Origin of the sequence: Defluviitalea phaphyphila (genome assembly GCF_001466305.1) — a bacterium.
GTDB classification, from domain to species: Bacteria; Bacillota; Clostridia; order Lachnospirales; family Defluviitaleaceae; genus Defluviitalea_A; species Defluviitalea_A phaphyphila.
Map to the genome: position 1 here is coordinate 31,325 of NZ_JWID01000009.1, position 17,321 is coordinate 48,645.

General features: G+C 26.6%; 18 protein-coding genes. 17 read left to right on the forward strand and 1 reads right to left on the reverse strand.

The features are described 5' to 3' along the window. The 4 genes from OM90_RS12770 to OM90_RS07400 all read left to right on the forward strand — a co-directional run. On the forward strand, positions 1-190 hold a 190-nt coding region (locus tag OM90_RS12770), incomplete at its 5' end, for a hypothetical protein (protein WP_160323645.1). A gap of 432 nt (positions 191-622) precedes the next feature. Continuing rightward, a complete protein-coding gene (locus tag OM90_RS07390; protein WP_058486256.1) occupies positions 623-1,618 on the forward strand; it encodes a glycoside hydrolase family 130 protein in 996 nt (331 codons plus the stop codon). Between the two features lie 58 nt (positions 1,619-1,676). Continuing rightward, positions 1,677-2,855 carry a glycosyltransferase family 4 protein gene (locus tag OM90_RS07395; protein WP_058486257.1) on the forward strand — a complete coding sequence of 393 codons (1,179 nt, stop codon included), beginning with the start codon at positions 1,677-1,679 and terminating at the stop codon, positions 2,853-2,855. Beyond that, positions 2,855-3,865, forward strand: coding sequence for a glycoside hydrolase family protein (locus OM90_RS07400; RefSeq protein WP_058486258.1), 1,011 nt, complete (start codon positions 2,855-2,857; stop codon positions 3,863-3,865). The genes OM90_RS07395 and OM90_RS07400 overlap by 1 nt, the downstream gene beginning before the upstream one ends. Positions 3,866-3,879: 14 nt before the next feature. Here the strand turns inward: OM90_RS07400 and OM90_RS07405 are convergent, their stop codons facing one another. Then, positions 3,880-5,790 (reverse strand): ABC-F family ATP-binding cassette domain-containing protein, encoded by a 1,911-nt coding sequence (locus OM90_RS07405; protein ID WP_058486259.1) that lies wholly within the window; start codon positions 5,788-5,790, stop codon positions 3,880-3,882. Between the two features lie 118 nt (positions 5,791-5,908). On the opposite strand from OM90_RS07405, the gene OM90_RS07410 reads away from it, so the two are divergent. The 13 genes from OM90_RS07410 (at position 5,909) to OM90_RS07470 (ending at position 17,317) form a co-directional block, all read left to right on the forward strand. Beyond that, positions 5,909-6,619, forward strand: coding sequence for a redox-sensing transcriptional repressor Rex (locus OM90_RS07410; RefSeq protein ID WP_058486260.1), 711 nt, complete (start codon positions 5,909-5,911; stop codon positions 6,617-6,619). Positions 6,620-6,621: 2 nt separating this feature from the next. After that, the gene (locus OM90_RS07415; RefSeq protein WP_058486261.1) at positions 6,622-8,052 is read left to right on the forward strand and encodes a DUF445 family protein; all 1,431 of its coding nucleotides are present in this window, start codon (positions 6,622-6,624) and stop codon (positions 8,050-8,052) included. Between the two features lie 170 nt (positions 8,053-8,222). Next, positions 8,223-9,914: an S-layer homology domain-containing protein gene (locus OM90_RS07420; protein ID WP_058486262.1), complete on the forward strand. Its 1,692-nt coding sequence runs from the start codon at positions 8,223-8,225 to the stop codon at positions 9,912-9,914. Positions 9,915-10,028: 114 nt separating this feature from the next. Next, a complete protein-coding gene (locus OM90_RS07425) occupies positions 10,029-10,655 on the forward strand; it encodes a hypothetical protein (protein ID WP_058486263.1) in 627 nt (208 codons plus the stop codon). Beyond that, positions 10,652-11,044 carry a holo-ACP synthase gene (acpS, locus tag OM90_RS07430; RefSeq protein ID WP_058486264.1) on the forward strand — a complete coding sequence of 131 codons (393 nt, stop codon included), beginning with the start codon at positions 10,652-10,654 and terminating at the stop codon, positions 11,042-11,044. Before OM90_RS07425 ends, acpS begins: the two co-directional genes overlap by 4 nt. Then, positions 11,031-12,590 carry a bifunctional ADP-dependent NAD(P)H-hydrate dehydratase/NAD(P)H-hydrate epimerase gene (locus tag OM90_RS07435; protein ID WP_058486265.1) on the forward strand — a complete coding sequence of 520 codons (1,560 nt, stop codon included), beginning with the start codon at positions 11,031-11,033 and terminating at the stop codon, positions 12,588-12,590. The genes acpS and OM90_RS07435 overlap by 14 nt, the downstream gene beginning before the upstream one ends. Before the next feature lie 12 nt (positions 12,591-12,602). After that, positions 12,603-13,049: a CBS domain-containing protein gene (locus OM90_RS07440; protein ID WP_058486266.1), complete on the forward strand. Its 447-nt coding sequence runs from the start codon at positions 12,603-12,605 to the stop codon at positions 13,047-13,049. 10 nt (positions 13,050-13,059) lie between these two features. After that, positions 13,060-13,695 (forward strand): outer membrane lipoprotein carrier protein LolA, encoded by a 636-nt coding sequence (locus OM90_RS07445; RefSeq protein WP_058486267.1) that lies wholly within the window; start codon positions 13,060-13,062, stop codon positions 13,693-13,695. 37 nt (positions 13,696-13,732) lie between these two features. Next, positions 13,733-14,899 (forward strand): alanine racemase, encoded by a 1,167-nt coding sequence (gene alr / locus OM90_RS07450; protein ID WP_058486268.1) that lies wholly within the window; start codon positions 13,733-13,735, stop codon positions 14,897-14,899. 153 nt (positions 14,900-15,052) lie between these two features. After that, positions 15,053-15,268: a hypothetical protein gene (locus tag OM90_RS07455; RefSeq protein ID WP_058486269.1), complete on the forward strand. Its 216-nt coding sequence runs from the start codon at positions 15,053-15,055 to the stop codon at positions 15,266-15,268. 1 nt (position 15,269) lies between these two features. Next, positions 15,270-15,611 (forward strand): type II toxin-antitoxin system PemK/MazF family toxin, encoded by a 342-nt coding sequence (locus OM90_RS07460; RefSeq protein WP_058486270.1) that lies wholly within the window; start codon positions 15,270-15,272, stop codon positions 15,609-15,611. Between the two features lie 139 nt (positions 15,612-15,750). Further along, on the forward strand, positions 15,751-16,518 hold the full coding sequence (locus OM90_RS07465; protein ID WP_058486271.1) for an ABC transporter ATP-binding protein: 768 nt from the start codon (positions 15,751-15,753) through the stop codon (positions 16,516-16,518). Further along, positions 16,511-17,317: an ABC transporter permease gene (locus tag OM90_RS07470; RefSeq protein WP_058486272.1), complete on the forward strand. Its 807-nt coding sequence runs from the start codon at positions 16,511-16,513 to the stop codon at positions 17,315-17,317. Before OM90_RS07465 ends, OM90_RS07470 begins: the two co-directional genes overlap by 8 nt. Positions 17,318-17,321 lie beyond the last annotated feature (4 nt).

The following is a 17,321-nucleotide window of genomic DNA, read 5'->3' on the forward strand; positions in this document are numbered from 1 at the left end:
ATATCATGAAGCTAAAATGGAAGAAATGCAAGAAGAAAGAGAAAGTATAAAGGATATGACAGAAGAAGAAAGAAAAGCTTATTTTGAAGAAATAAAAGAAGAAAGAGGTTCTATATTAGAAGAATTAGTAGAAGAAGGAATTATTAGTGAAGAAGAAGCAGAAAAAATTCAAGAGATATTAAAAAAGTAAAAAAATAAATAATTAAAATAAAAGAAAAGCTGTAAATTATCAGCTTTTCTTTTTGTTTTTTAAATAAATTTAAAAATAATTTAAATTTTAAATTATAAAATTAAAAATATTTAAAGCATAAAAGAAGTTTATTAAGCATAAATATTGCAGTAGGTTTTAATATTTAAAGAATAAAAAAATATATTATATTAATTAATAATAAAAGGAATAATTCTTAAAAAACAAGCTAATAATATTAAAGTAAAAAATGAGAAAAATCGTATTAAATAAGAGAAAATAAAAAATATATTTAAAGTTTCCTAATAAATTTAGGAAACTTTTAAATATATTCAAAAGAATGAATATTGACAAAAAAATATATACTTACTAAAATTATATTAAAGTTAACATAATCATGAATCTTTTAATTATCGATAAAAGGAGTGAATAAAATTGGGGAAACATTTTAAAACAAGATTGATAGGAGGGGATAAAAATTCATATAAAGAGTTGTTTAAAAGACATAAGAGTAATCCTATATTAACATCTAAAGATTGGCCTTATCCTGCTAATACAGTATTTAATCCAGCAGCAACAATGTATCAAGATAAAGTTTTACTTTTAGCTAGAGTAGAGGATAGAAGAGGTTTTTCACATTTTACTAAAGCTATAAGTGAGGATGGTATAAATAATTGGAAAATAGATGAATGTCCTACTTTAGAAGCTGATCCTGAGAATTATCCAGAAGAAGCATGGGGAATTGAAGATCCTAGAATTACATGGTTAGAAGAATTAGGGAAGTATGCTGTAGCATATACTGCATATTCAAAAGGAGGACCTTTAGTTTGCATGGCTTTAACTAAAGATTTTGTAGATTTCGAAAGATTAGGTCCGATTATGCCTCCAGAAGATAAAGATGCAGCTTTATTTCCAAGGACAATTAATGGAAAATGGCTACTTATACACAGACCTATTCCTGCTAATAATGATCCAGAAGCCCATATATGGGTATCATCCTCCGATGACCTTAAATATTGGGGACAACATCATACATTAATTAAAGCTAGAAAAGGAGGATGGTGGGATGCAAATAAAGTAGGCTTAAACGCTCCACCTCTTGAAACCCCTGAAGGATGGTTAATTTTATATCATGGAGTAAAACAAACAGCAGGAGGAGCAATTTATAGATTAGGGCTAGTACTTTTAGACCTTGAAGATCCATTTAAAGTGATAAGAAGGAGTGATGAATGGATATTTGGACCAGAAGAGTCTTATGAAAAAGAAGGTGATGTGGATGATGTGGTATTCCCATGTGGATGGGTATTGAATGAAAAAACTGGTGAAATAAAAATGTATTATGGAGGAGCAGATACTTGCATAGCTATGGCAACAGCAGATCTTAAAGAACTGTTGGAATATATAAAAAGATGTCCAGCTGAAGAAAAGTAGATTAAAAAAGTCTGTGATTCATATTTAGCAGACAACTTAGCAAAGGAGGTTTTATGTTATGATTTCTAATAAAAAAAATATTGCTTTTGTAAGCACCTATTTGCCACGGGAATGTGGAATTGCTACATTTACTAAGGACCTTATAGATGAATTAGATAAAGTAAATGTTTTTGATAATCCTAAAATAATAGCTATAAATGATAATAATAATTATAAATACGACAACAGGGTAATTATGGAAATTGATCAATATGATAGAGATAGTTATATTAAGACTGCAAAGGCAATAAACAAATCTGATATTAATCTTGTGGTAATAGAACATGAATATGGAATATTTGGAGGAGAAGCAGGAGAATATATATTAGATTTTGTTGAAAACTTAGAAATACCTTTCGTTATTACTTTGCATACAGTTCTTTCAAGGCCAACCAAAAAACAAAAAGAAGTATTAACTAAGCTCGGTGAAAAAAGTAAAAAAATTATTATTATGGCCAAGAATACAGTTCCTATTTTAGAAAAAGTTTATGGGGTAAATCCTTCTAAAACATATTTTATCCATCATGGAGTTCCTTATAGAATACTTGAACCTAGAGAAAAAATGAAAGAAAAGAAAGGATTTAAAGATAGATATATAATTAGTACTTTTGGGTTAATAAGTCCGGGAAAAGGTTTAGAATATGGAATAGAGGCTATTTCAAAAGTAGTAAAAGAATATGATAATATACTATATCTTATATTAGGTCAGACTCATCCATGTATAAAAAGAAAATCAGGAGAAATATATCGTGAAAAACTTATGAATTTAGTAGATAGACTGGGAATAAAAGAATATGTATGGTTTATTGATAAGTATCTTTCTAAAGATGAAATTATTAATTATCTTAATATATCAGATATATATATGACACCATATCTTGGTAAAGAGCAGGCAGTAAGTGGAACACTAGCTTATGCAATTGGATATGGACGGGTTACTATTTCTACTCCATATATGTATGCTAAAGAAATGTTATCAGATGGTAGAGGATTATTAGCAGAGTTCAAAGATTCTAATTCTCTTGCGAAAAATATAAAATATGTCTTAGATAATCCTGAAATTAAACGAGAAATGGAACGAAAAGCTTCTATTATTGGCAGAAGCATGACCTGGGAAAATGTTTCAAAACAATATACTAAAATTTTTATTGATATTATTGGAGCAACAAAAAATATAAATAATAGTATGGTGATATAATGAAAGATGATTATATATTTATACTGACTGATGATACAGGCATGCTTCAGCATTCAAAATGTGGTATACCTGATCCTACCTATGGATATACTACAGATGATAATGCTAGAGCTTTAATTATGGCAGTTATGCTTTATGAAAGATTTAAAGAAAAAAAATATCTAGATTTAATTTATAGATATTCATCTTTTATATTAAATGCTCAAACGAATTCAGGAAAATTTAGGAACTTTATGAGTTATAGTAGAAAGTGGTTAGAAGAAGAAGGGTCCGAAGATTGTTTTGGAAGATGTCTTTGGGCTTTAGGTTTTTCTTATTCTAATAAATCCACTCCTAAAGGAATCAAATTAAGCTTATCTTATATTCTAAAAAAAGCATTTCCAAATGTTACTTCCTTATGCTATTCTAGGGGAAAAGCTTATTCTATTTTAGGTCTTTCATATATTAATTCTCAAGAAGCAAAAAATATAATTTTTAAATTAGCAACAGATATATGTAATCAGTATGATAAATATAAAGACAATAAATGGAAATGGTTTGAAAATGATATTACATATAGTAATAGCGTACTACCTTGGGCTCTTTTTGTAGCATATAGAATTTTAGAAGAAAACAGATTTCTTCATGTAGCTGAAGAAAGTTTGAAATTTTTAGAAACTATTATTTTTAGATATGGTTTTTTTAAGCCCATAGGTTGTAAAGGTTGGCTTAAAAAAGGAGGAGAACCTGCAGAGTTTGATGAACAACCAGTAGAAGCATGTGAAATGACTTTAACATATCTAGAAGCATACTCAATTACAGGAAATAAAAGATATAAAGATATGGCACAAAAATGTTATGATTGGTATGAAGGAATGAATTCAAAAGGAATAAGACTTGTTGATAGTTTTACGGGAGGATGTTTTGATGGATTAACAGAAGAAGGGGTTAATTTAAATATTGGAGCTGAAAGTGTTATATCTTATTACATATCTTATTTATCAATGTTAAAAATAAATTCCCTAATTTAAATATAATAGGGAATTTATAAATAAGAATTTAATTTATCCCATTCTGCATATAATTTATCTAACTCTTCTTCTAAAGATAGTTTTATTTCGTATACTTCTTGAGATTTTTTAGGGTCACTATAAACTTCTTCTAAACAAAGTTTTTCATCAGCTTTTTTAATTTCATCTTCAATTTGTTGAATTTTATTTTCAATCTTTTCTATTTGAGATTTTATTTTCTTTTGTCTTGCCTGTTCTTCTTTTTTTCTTAGCCAATCTTCTTTTGAAGATTTAGATTTTTCTTTTTTATTTATATTTTGTTCTAAAGTATTAAGTTTTATTTGATTTCTTTTTTCAATATAATAATCATAGTTTCCCATATATTCAGTAATTCCATTAGAATTTAATTCAAGAATTTTATTAGCGGTTTTATTTATAAAATATCTATCATGAGAGATATACAAAACTGTTCCAGTATAATTATTTAAAGCATCTTCTAATACTTCTTTTGATATAATTTCTAGATGATTAGTTGGTTCATCTAAGAGCAAAAAGTTTCCTTCTGAAAGCATAATTTTGGCTAAGGAAACTCTTCCTTTTTCTCCTCCACTTAAAGTAGATATTTTTTTAAAAACATCATCTCCAGTAAATAAAAATGCAGCTAAAATATTTCTAATTTCTCCAAAAGATAGATTTGGATAAGCATCAGATATTTCATCAATAATAGATTTGTCATGAGATATATTTTGATGTTCTTGATCATAATATCCTATTTTTACATTAGTACCCAAAGAAAATGTACCGCTATCATGAGGTATTTGGTTTAATAAAATTTTAAAGAGGGTGGTTTTTCCTACTCCATTAGGCCCTATAAGGGCAACTTTATCTCCTTTTTTTAAGTCAAATGAGATATTTTCAAAAATTTTTTTATCACCAAAGGATTTTGAAATATTTTCCACATGCAAAACATCATAACCACTTTTTATTTTAGGCTCTAAAGTAAGCTTCATAGGAGAAGGTAAAGATTTAGGTTTTTCTATTTTTTCAATTTTTTCTAATGCTTTTTCACGACTTTTAGCTCTTTTTATAGATTTTTCACGGTTAAAAGAACGTAGAGTTTTAATAATTTCTTTTTGACGTTTTATTTCTTTTTCTTGAAGAAGATATTGCTTAATTTGTATTTCACGATTTATTTTTTTATGTTTTGCGTAAAAGGAGTAATTTCCATTATATACAAAAGCGGTATTATTTTCTATTTCTATAACTTTAGAAGAAATCTTATCTAGAAAATATCTATCGTGGGAAATTATCATAATAGTTCCAGAATAATTTTTAAGGAAGTCTTCTAACCATTCTATTGCACTTATATCTAAGTGGTTAGTAGGTTCATCTAAAAGTAAAATAGAAGGATTAGACAAAAGAAGTTTTGCTAATGAAACCCTGGTCTTTTGTCCTCCAGAAAGTTGATTGATAGGTTGATTAAATTGTTTTTGATTAAATCCTAAACCTTTTAAAACTCCATGAATTTGACTTTTAAATCCATATCCATTTTTTTCTTCAAATTCTTGTTGAAGTATAGAGTATTGCTGCATAAGTTTAGAAAGTTCTTTTCCTTTTAAGATACTCATTTGTTTTTCCATAGATCTAAGCTCATTTTCCATTTTTATAAGTGGAGAAAATACTGTAAGCATTTCTTCAAAAATAGTATTATTATTATTTATTTTAGTATCTTGAGATAGATATCCAATAGTGATCTCTTTAGGTTTGAATATTTCTCCACTATCACAAGAAAGTTTTCCTGCTAATATTTTAAAAAGTGTAGATTTTCCAGCACCATTAACTCCTACTACAGCTACTTTTTCCTTTTCTTCTATTTGAAAATTAATATTTTTAAGTATTGTATTAGCTCCAAAAGATTTATTTATATTATTACAAGCTAAAACCATATTACACCTCGTATATTAGTTTAAATTTGGTTTGAAATATACGCTTATGATATCAAAAATCTTAAATAAAATAAAGTATGATTGACATATTTTTTAGATAGATGTTATACTTTAAGCGATGAAATGTAGGGAAAGGAGAGGAGAAGGATTGGAGGAGAATAGAAGAATTTCTATTGCAGTAATAAAACGTTTACCAAGGTATTATAGATATTTAGGGGAGCTTTTAGAAAATGATATAGTTAGGATTTCTTCAAGAGAACTTAGTGAACGTATGGGAGTTACGGCATCACAAATTCGTCAAGATTTAAATAATTTTGGAGGATTTGGACAACAAGGATATGGATATAATGTAGAATATTTATATCAAGAAATAGGTAAAATATTAGGGTTAAATAATACTTATAAGTATATTATAGTAGGAGTTGGTAATTTAGGACAAGCCTTAGCAAATTATACTAAGTTCGAACAAAGAGGATTTATTTTAAAAGGTTTGTTTGATGTTAATCCAAGGTTAATTGGAATGACTATAAGGGGAATAGAAGTAAAAGATATAGATGAAATGGAACAATTTGTAAAAGAAAACAAAATAGATATAGCTTTTTTAACTATGCCGAAATCTAAAGTAAGAAAGGTAGCAGAAGATTTAGCTTCTTGGGGAATAAAGGGGTTGTGGAATTTTTCCCCAGTAGATCTAGATGTTTCTTCAGATGTAGTAGTAGAAGATGTTCATTTATCTGATAGTTTAATGACATTGTCGTACAAAATAAATAGAAAAATGCTTCAAAAAGAATCAGAAGCAAAACGAGGGAAAAAAAATGGATGTGAATAGGAATGAATACAATTCAGTTTTTTATTAGCCCTATTGCAGGAAGTGTAATAGGGTATTTTACTAATTGGCTTGCTATAAAAATGCTTTTTAGACCTTATACAGAAAAAAGAATTTTAGGGATGAAACTTCCATTTACTCCTGGACTAATCCCTAAAGAAAAGAATAAATTAGCTAAAAAAGTAGGAGAAACTATAGGGGCTCATCTTCTTTCAGAAGAAGTACTACTTAAAACTTTAAATGATAGAAAAATTATAAAAAATATAGAAAACATGTTAGATAATATATTTTCAAATTTAAGGAAGAATGATGAAAATCTTAATGATATTTTAACTAAAATATTAGGAAACAATAAAGAAAATCAAATAAATTGTTTAGAAGATAAGATATCAGAATTTATAATAAATAAGATTGATAATAAAGAAGTGTTAGAAGATATTTCTTTATTTGTAATTTCACAAATTAAAATGGCATTAGACAAAAAAATTGAAGATATAAATATAGAAAATATTTTAACTTCTGATTTTATTAAAGATAATTTGATAAAAAATTACCTTTCTAATATAAAAAAAGAAAATTATAATTTATCTCAAGTATTATCACCTAAATTAATTTATGAAATAAAAAAAATAATAAAGGACCAGTTTATAAACTATATTCCTATTATAATAGATTATTTAGAAAAGCCTTTTATAGAAGAAAAGATAAAGAAAATAGTATTAAATATTATAGAAGATAATGTAGGTAAGTTGGCTTTAATGTTTGTAAATGAAGATAAAATATATAAGAAAATTGTAAAATATATAAAAAATTATTTAGAAAATGAGAGACAAGAAATAATAAATTATATATATTATTTTATAGATGATATATTAAAAAAGCCTATAGTTGAATTAACTGATAGCATAGAAAAATTTACAGACAACATTATAACATCAGAAAATATAGAGAATATAAGAAATAAATTTATAGAATATATAAAAAATAAAGACCTAAAGATACTTAATATAATACAAAAATTTAGACCTAGTGCTTTTTATGATATACAAAAATATATAGAAGATTATCTTGAAAAATTAATTAAAAGTAAAGAAGTTTTTAATATTATAAAAAGGTTTATTTCAAAAGAAATAGATTTTCTATTATCTTTACCGATTTCTCAATTAATGAAAGAAGTAGATGTTTCTCTTGAAGAAAATTTAAAAAAAGAATTAATAAAATATTATAAAGATTTTATTGCTAAACAATCTTCAAATATAATAAAAGCGATAGATATTCCTGATATTGTAGAAAAAAGAATTAAAGAATTCGAAATGGACTATACTGAAAAAATAATTTTATCCGTTGTAGATAAAGAATTAAAGGCAATAACTTTATTAGGAGCTGTTTTAGGATTTATAATAGGGTTAGTACCAGTTATTTTTAATTTTCAATAAAAGGTGGTATTATGGTATAAATACTATAGATACCACTTTTTTATTATATTTTGATAGTTTATTTATATTAATTATGATAATTTTATATTTATTAAGAAAACTTAATCCAGATGTAATAATATTTAAATAATTATAAGTTATAATAATAACAAAAAGTACAGGGGGATAAAATGAAGAAAAATATATTAAGATTATTTATAAGTATATTTATATTTGTTTTACTTGGTAGTTATTCAAAAGCAAATCCTAGGGAAGGTTATGGAGAACCTTTAGGGATATATGAGGGAGAAATAGGAATTAAAATTATAAGTTTTTCTCAAAATTGGAGTTCTGAGGAGAAATTAAAAGAAATATACGATGAACTTTTAAGAAATTTTCATGGAGAAGAAATAAGTTATTTATCAACTATATATGTATATCCAGATTCTCCAGATGGAGTAGCAGCTAATTATTATGCAGATTTTGAAATTAATGAGGAAGGAAAATATATTTATAAAAAAGATAGATACATAGAAATTTTTAATGGAGATGAATATAAAGATATATCTGAATTAGCTAGAATTTTATCACATGAATATGGGCATCACTTTACTTTATATTATTTGTTAACGAAGGAAAATAAACATTTTAATCAATGGGAACAAACAAATTATGCAAAGGTAAGAGGATTATTAAATTATAAAGATGTTGAATATTATTCTATTAACGATACAGGATATATTCATAAGTGGGATATAGCAGAAATTGCAGCAGAAGATTATGTTCAACTTTTTGGATCGCCTAATGCTAAAAAGTCTGTGGATTATAAAGATGTAAAAGAAAGAGTTGAAGAAGGTATAAAAGATTATTATTATAATAATATTAGCTTCAATCTACTACCTCAAGAAAATTTATCAATTCCTTTAGCTGCAGATGTTCCAGGACTTTATTTATATTGGCTTGAATTAGCAGGATACACTAGTATCGAACCTAAATTACCTCTAAAACCTAGTATTAATATAAAAAAGACAAAAGAAATTATGCCAGGATATTATCAATATGAAATAACTTGGGATGAAATAGAAGACGGAAATAATTATGAATATACTTTGGTATCTTATCCTGTAGGAGATAATAATTTCCCAAGACCTATAAAAACAGTTGTTACAGGAGAAGAAATGAAAGCGTATATAGGAAGCGCTATTAGCACTAATGATGAAGGCAAAATTAATTTAATATTAGATGATCAATATAAAGGAGAGTATTATTTTAGACTTTTTATTAAAAATTCTAAAGGATTTATATTTTCAACGGATCCGATAAAATTTGAATTTAAAGAAGATAATAATAAGCCGCTTTATATAATGCAGGATGTTTCGCAGGACCATTGGGCAAGAGAGTTTATTACTACTATAATAGATAAGAAAATAGCTCAGGGTTATGAAGATGGGACATTTAGGCCAGAGAATAATATAACAAAAGCTGAATTTATGAAAATGCTTATTAAGTCAATAGATTATACATTAGAAATTAAAGATGATAGTAATTACTGGTTTGAAAGGGAAGGGTATCTAGAAGCTGCTAAAGATATAGGACTTATTATAGAAAATAATTATAATGCAGAATATGATGAACCTATAACAAGGGAAGAAGTAGCATTTATGATAGGAAATATGCTTAAGTATTTAGGTTTTGAAGAAGATGATAGTGAAAATATTAATTTTGAAGATGCTCAACAAATAAAGTATAAAAGTCAACTTAATATGGCTATAAAGTATTCTATTATAAATGGATATCCAGATAATACATATAAACCTTTTAAATATCTTACAAGGGCAGAGGCGACAAAAATTATTTATAAATTAATTAATATATTGGAGTAAACTCCGACTTAGTCGGAGTTTTTATAATTTTAGAATAGAATAAGTATATGGAAAAATTTTTATTTATACGATATAAAAAATAAAGGAATTATACATAAGAGGAGGAAATAATTTATGAGTTTTTCATGGAATAAAAAAAAAGTTTGTATAGATCTACAAATACTTAGGAAAAATAATGTTCCCATTTTAATATTAGATAATGTGTGGCATAATATTTTTCCTCCTGAGAAAAAAACAAAAAAAATATTAAAGTTAGAAGAACGTCTAAATGATTTACTTAAAGAACAAGGTAAATTAAATAATGATTTAAAAGGGTATATAAAGTTAAAAAAAAATTTAATGGATAGGATACTTGAACTTACAACAGAGGCTTTTACAAATGAAAATGAGATGGCTAAAAAAGAAATGGAAAGAAATCAAAAAAATATTTTAGAAATTAATAGAAAAACAGAGGAAATTCAAAAAAGATTAGAGATTATTCCACAAGAAATACAAGAAACAAATGGGACGCTACTGGAAGAAAGTGTTAAAATATGTTATAAAGATATGAAAGAACATCAAGAAATATTAAATGAATTAAATATATGGATAGAAAACACAAGAAATATTTTAAAGAAAAAAATAGCAGAAAAAACAGAGAGAGAAGAAAAAGTAACACAAATTTATTCATATCTTCATGATTTAGTTGGTCCAGATGTTCTTGAATATTTAGATAAAAATTATTGGAGAGAAAAGAAATGATTATAGGTATAGGTACTGATATTATTGAAATTAAAAGAATTGAAGAAGCTATTAAAAAAAATTCAAGATTTATAAAAAAGTGTTTTACTGAAAAAGAAAGAATTTTATTTAAAGAAAAAAAAAATAAAATACAAACTATAGCAGCTACATTTGCAGCTAAAGAGGCAGTTGCTAAAGCATTAGGTACAGGATTTAGAAATTTTGAATTTTATGATATAGAAATATTAAGGGATAAAAAAGGAAAACCATTAGTATTTTTATATAGAAATGCTAAAGAAATATTAAAAAAATTTAAAAGACCACAAGTGCTTGTAAGTATATCTCATTGTAAAGATTATGCTATTGCTTATGCAGTTATAGAAGGGGAGGAGATTCATGAAAGTATGTGATGGAAAAGAAATGAGAGAAATTGATAATATTTCTATTAATAAAATGGGAATACCAGGAATTGTATTAATGGAAAATGCAGTTTTGTCTATTGTAAAAGAAATTAAGGATTATTTAAAAAATATTAATAATCCAAAAGTAGCAATAGTTTGTGGGCAAGGGAATAATGGAGGAGATGGCTTAGGAGTAGCAAGACATCTACATAACTATGGAATAGATGTAGATATTGTTTTTATAGGAAATCCTGATTTATTAAAAAATGATGCAAAAATAAATTTTAAAATTACTGAAAATTTATCAATTAATAAAAGAATTTTAAATTTAAATTCTATTATAGATGATGATATCATAAATATAATAAGAAAAAGTGACTTGATTGTAGATGCTATTTTTGGTACAGGATTAACAAGAAAAATAGAAGGCATTTTAAGTGAATTAATTGACCTTATTAATTTTTATGGGAAATATATTATATCAATTGATATTCCTTCTGGAATTGATTCTAGAACAGGAGAAATTCTAGGAAATGCAATAAAAGCTAATAAAACAGTTACTTTAGCTCTCCCTAAGAGTGGACTTTATTTATATCCAGGAACAGAATTTGTAGGGGAATTAGTTATTGCAGACATAGGAATTCCTAAAGAAGTTATAAATAGTATGAAATTAAAAATGAACATATTAACTGAAAAAGAAGTAGAAGAGATAATACCTAAGCGATTTAAAAGAAGTAATAAAAGCACATATGGTAAAGTGCTAGTTCTTGCTGGAGCTAAAGGAATGACAGGAGCAGCAACTCTAACTTGTAAAGGAGCATTTAGAATAGGAGCAGGTTTAGTTAGTTTAGGAGTTCCTAGAAGCATTAATGATATTTTAGAGGAGAAGTTAACAGAAGTTATAACAATTCCTCTAGAAGAAGAAAAAGGTAAATTATGCGAAAAAAGCTTTGAAGATATAAAATCTCATTTGAAAAAATATAAAGTTATAGCTGTAGGACCTGGGATAGGACAAAGTAAAGAAATTACAAAATTTATAGATTTACTTGTTAAAAATGTAAAAACTCCTATAGTAGTTGATGCAGATGGAATTAATACTATTTCTAAAAAAATAGATATATTAAAAAATTTAAAAGTACCGCTTATATTGACACCTCATCCGGGAGAAATGGCAAGATTAACAGGAAAAACAATAGAAGAAATATTAGCTAATCCAATTAAGATAGTAAAAGAATTTTGTCATAAATGGAATGTAATATTGGTATTAAAAGATTCTAGAGCTATTATAGGGAATCCAGATGGAGAAATATATATTAATACCACAGGAAATCCTGGAATGTCTACAGCTGGCTCAGGAGATGTATTAACCGGTATAATAGCAGGGCTTATTGGTCAAAATGTAGACCCTTATAAAGCAGCTGTATTAGGAACATTTTTACATGGGAAAGCAGGAGATTTAGCAGCTATAAAATTAGGACAGCATGGCATGATGGCAGGAGATATTGTTAATCATATACCAAAAGCAATAAAATTATATTATAAAAATAAATATTAAGGAGGAATAGAAATGACAGCTAAAGATATTATGCAGAGAAATGTTTTATATATAAAAAAAGATATGTTAATAAAGGATATAGCAAAATTATTGTTTGAAAATAAGATAAGTGGAGTACCAGTAGTAGATGATGATAAAAAAGTAATTGGAATAGTTACAGAAAAAGATTTATTAACTAAAGATAAAAATCCTAGATTTCCGTCATATGTTGAATTTTTAGGTAGTATAATATTTTTAGAAGGAGTAAAACGTTATGATGAAGAGTTAAGAAAATTAGCAGCTACAAAAGCAGAAGAAATTATGACAAAGAAAGTTCATACTATAAAAGAAGATACTTCTATAGAAGAAATAGCTAGCATTATGGTAGAAGAGAGAGTAAATAGGGTACCAGTAGTTGATGAAGAAGGTAGATTAATAGGTATTGTAAGTAGAGCTGATATGTTAAAAACCATATTATAGGGGGGATTATGTGAAAAGGTGTTTAGGAGTGTTTCTTTTTTTTATTATTATTGTAATAACTTCATGTGGCAATAAAGATAATTTACAACCTCCGAAAGCACCAATAGAAAAAATTCAAGAAAAATTAACTTCCATGAAAACCTATGAATGCATTGCAGACTTGACATATATTTCTAACAAGGGCAAAAATACATATAAGACAAAGCAGTATTATAAAATAACAGGAGAATATAGAATAGAGATTATATCCCCTGAAAAAATGGCAGGTTTAGTCACTGTTTATGATGGAGAAAAAGTAAAGCAATATAATACTAGGATACTTGGAGAGATTATAAATGAAATTCCAGAATCTAAAAATAGAAATGAAATATTTTTGGGCTCATTTTTAAAAAATTATCTTCAATCAGAAGAAGTAACTTTAGAAGTTTTTAGTGCAGATAATGAAGAATATACAGTTTTAGAAGCAGTTATACCTGAGGGTGGAAAATATCTTTCTACAGAAAAATTATGGGTTTCAAATAAAACTTTAAATCCAGTGAAATTAGTAATATATGATACGGAAGGAAATGAAAGAATTATTGTAGAATATGAAGAATTTAAGTATAATATAGAATTAGAAGATAGTATTTTTCAAATAAGTAATTAATTTAATACGTAGTAATTGTTTTTGGGGAGGACAATAAATGACACAGGAAGACTACCGTGTAATTGCAGAAATTAATTTAGATGCTATTGCACATAATATAAATCAAATTAAAAAACAATTATCTCATAATACAGAAATCATGGCTATTATAAAAGCCGATGCTTATGGACATGGAGCTATAGAAGTATCAAAGGTACTAATAGAAAATGGGGTAGAACGATTAGGAGTAGCTATTTTAGATGAAGGAAAACAGCTGCGAAACAAAGGGATAAATGTACCTATATTGATTTTGGGATATACTTCTCCTAGTAAAGCTGATGAAATAGTATCATTTAATTTAACTCAAACAGTATTTACTTATGAAATGGCAAAAGCTCTTTCTGATTCAGCTAAGGCTCAAAATAAAAATGTAAACATCCACATTAAAATAGATACCGGCATGGGACGAATAGGATTTAAGCCTAATAATGAAAGTATTAATCTAATAAAAGAAATAAATAAATTGCCAAATCTTAATATTGAGGGAATTTTTACTCACTTTTCTTCTGCTGATGAAGCAGATTCTTCATTTACAGAATTACAATTTAATAGATTTACTTCTTTTATCAAAGAACTAGAAAAAGAAAAAATATATATTCCTATTAAACATTGCTCAAATAGTGCAGGATTTATAAGTTATAAAAAAACTCATATGAATTTAATTCGTCCAGGAATCATTTTGTATGGATTATATCCTTCAGATGAAGTGAAAAAAGATATTGTAGATTTAAAACCAGCAATGACATTAAAGGCAAAAGTTATATTTGTAAAAGAAGTAGAGAAAAATTCACCCATTAGTTATAATAGAAAGTTTATAACTAAGAGAAAAACTAAAGTAGCAACTATACCTGTAGGATATGCTGATGGATACTCAAGAAGATTGTCTTCTAAAGGAAGAGTTTTAATAAAGGGGCATTATGCCCCTATTATAGGGAATATATGTATGGATCAATTTATGGTTGATGTAACTCATATTCCTAATGTAAAAATAGGAGATGAAGTTATTTTAATGGGACAACAGGAAGATAAAATAATAACTGCAGAAGAAATTGCTAAAAAAATAGGTACAATAAATTATGAAATAATTTGCGTGGTAGGAAAAAGAATTCCTAGAGTATATAAGAAAAATAAGGAAATAATTAAAGAGATTAATTATATTAATTAAATAGAAATAATAAATGATGCTATTTGGTTGTAAATTTTGTATAAAAAATATTTTATTGGAAAAAATACAAATGATATAAATAAGTATGCAAATGAATTATCTTCCGATAAAATGAGTGAGAATGAAAACTCAGTAAAGAGGGAGTGATTTGCAGTGCCACAGAAAGGTAAAATAGTAGATATTAAAAAAGTTTCAAATATGGATGAACGGATGAAAAAATCAATTAAAAATCATAAAAAACAAATAAGAGATGATATGATTAAAGGATATCAAGAAATGGCAGAAATTAATCTAAAATTATCAGAATTCTGTTTTGAAGCAGAAAGAGAGGTTGAGCAGTTTTTTGAACAAATAGCGGAGTGTGAGTAATGTGGTTGTTAAACGTGGAGATGTATTCTATGCAGATTTAAGTCCTGTTGTCGGATCAGAGCAAGGAGGTGTACGGCCGGTACTTATTGTACAAAATGACATAGGAAACAAATATAGTCCTACAGTTATATGTGCTGCTATTACTTCCCAAATTAATAAAGCCAAGTTACCAACTCATATAGAAATAGACGCAAAGTCTTATGATTTGGTAAAAGATTCAGTAGTTCTATTAGAACAAATTAGGACTATAGATAAAAAAAGGTTGAAAGAGAAGATATGCCATTTAGACCAAGAGCTAATGAGCAAAGTAAACAAAGGTTTAATAATAAGTTTTGGATTATAGTACATAAGAACAAATAAAAATAACTTCCTAAAGTTCAAACTTTAGGAAGTTATTTTTATTTGCTCTCATATTTTGTCACATTAAATCAATTCATTCAATATACTGTTAATAAAATTACTTGCAGTGGGGAGGATAAAAGATGTTAAAAATTGTAGAACTAAATTCTGTAACAAAAAGTTATCATACTCCTTTAGGAGAAACTAAGGCTATAGATAATCTTACTCTTTCTATTAATAAAGGAGAATTTATAAGTATTATAGGCCCTAGTGGATGTGGAAAGTCTACGATTCTTTCTTTAATTGCAGGACTTATTAAGCCGTCTTCAGGAGAAATATTAGTTTTTGGAGAGAAAGTAAAAGGAACTTCTCAAAGAATAGGTTATATGCTTCAAAAAGATCATTTATTTGAATGGCGTACTATTTTAAGAAATGTTTATTTAGGACTTGAGATTCAAAATAAATTAACAAATGAAAATAAATCTTATGCTAAACATCTTTTAGATACTTATGGATTAGGAGAATTTAAAAATCATTTTCCCTCGGAATTATCAGGAGGTATGAGACAAAGAGCAGCCTTGATTAGAACTTTAGCTGTTAAACCAGATATTTTGCTTTTAGACGAACCATTTTCTGCTCTAGATTATCAAACAAGATTATCTGTATCTGATGAAATAGGAAGTATTATTAAAAAAGAAAATAAAACAGCAATATTAGTAAGCCATGACATAGCAGAAGCTATTAGTATGGCAGATAGAGTAGTTGTTTTAACACAGAGGCCGGCTAAAATTAAGTCAATACATCCTATTAATTTATCAATTGAAAATAGAACTCCTCTTAAATCTAGAGAAGCTCCTGAATTTAGAGAATATTTTAATACAATATGGAAGGAGTTGAAAGCTAATGAATAATAACAATATTTCAAAAGAACACTTGGAATATTTAAATAAAATGAAAATAACAAAAACCTATGTTAAAATAACTCAAATAGCTATATTAATAGGGATAATTTTGCTTTGGGAGATAGGGGCAAGATTTAGATGGATTGACCCTTTTATATTTAGTCAACCCACTAAAATTCTAAAAACAGCTTGGGAAATGATTTTAGATGGAAGTTTATTTATTCATACAGGAATTACTCTAGGAGAAACTGTAATAGGGTTTTTAGTTAGTACTATTTTAGGAACGGCAATAGCAGTTTTATTATGGTGGAATAATTTTATTTTAAAAGTAATAGATCCTTATTTAGTTATAATAAATAGCCTTCCTAAGACAGCTTTAGCTCCTATTTTAATTGTATGGATGGGGAATAATATAAAATCTATTCTTTTTACAGCTATATTAATGGCTATAGTAGTTACTACATTAACAGTTTTAAATGGATTTTTGGAAGTAGATAAGGATAAAATAAAATTAATTAAAACTTTTGGAGGAAATAAAAAAGATATATTAAAAAAAGTAATTTTACCTGCTAATGTTCCTACTATAATCAACGCTTTAAAAGTTAATGTGGGATTATCCCTTGTAGGAGTTATAGTAGGAGAGTTTTTAGTAGCTCAAGCTGGCTTAGGATATCTTATAGTATATGGCAGCCAAATATTTAAGTTAGATTGGGTAATGTTAAGTATAGTTATTTTGGGAATATTATCAGCTATTCTTTATAAAGGAGTAGTTATATTAAAAGAAAGATTTTTAAAATGGAGAGAATAGAGTA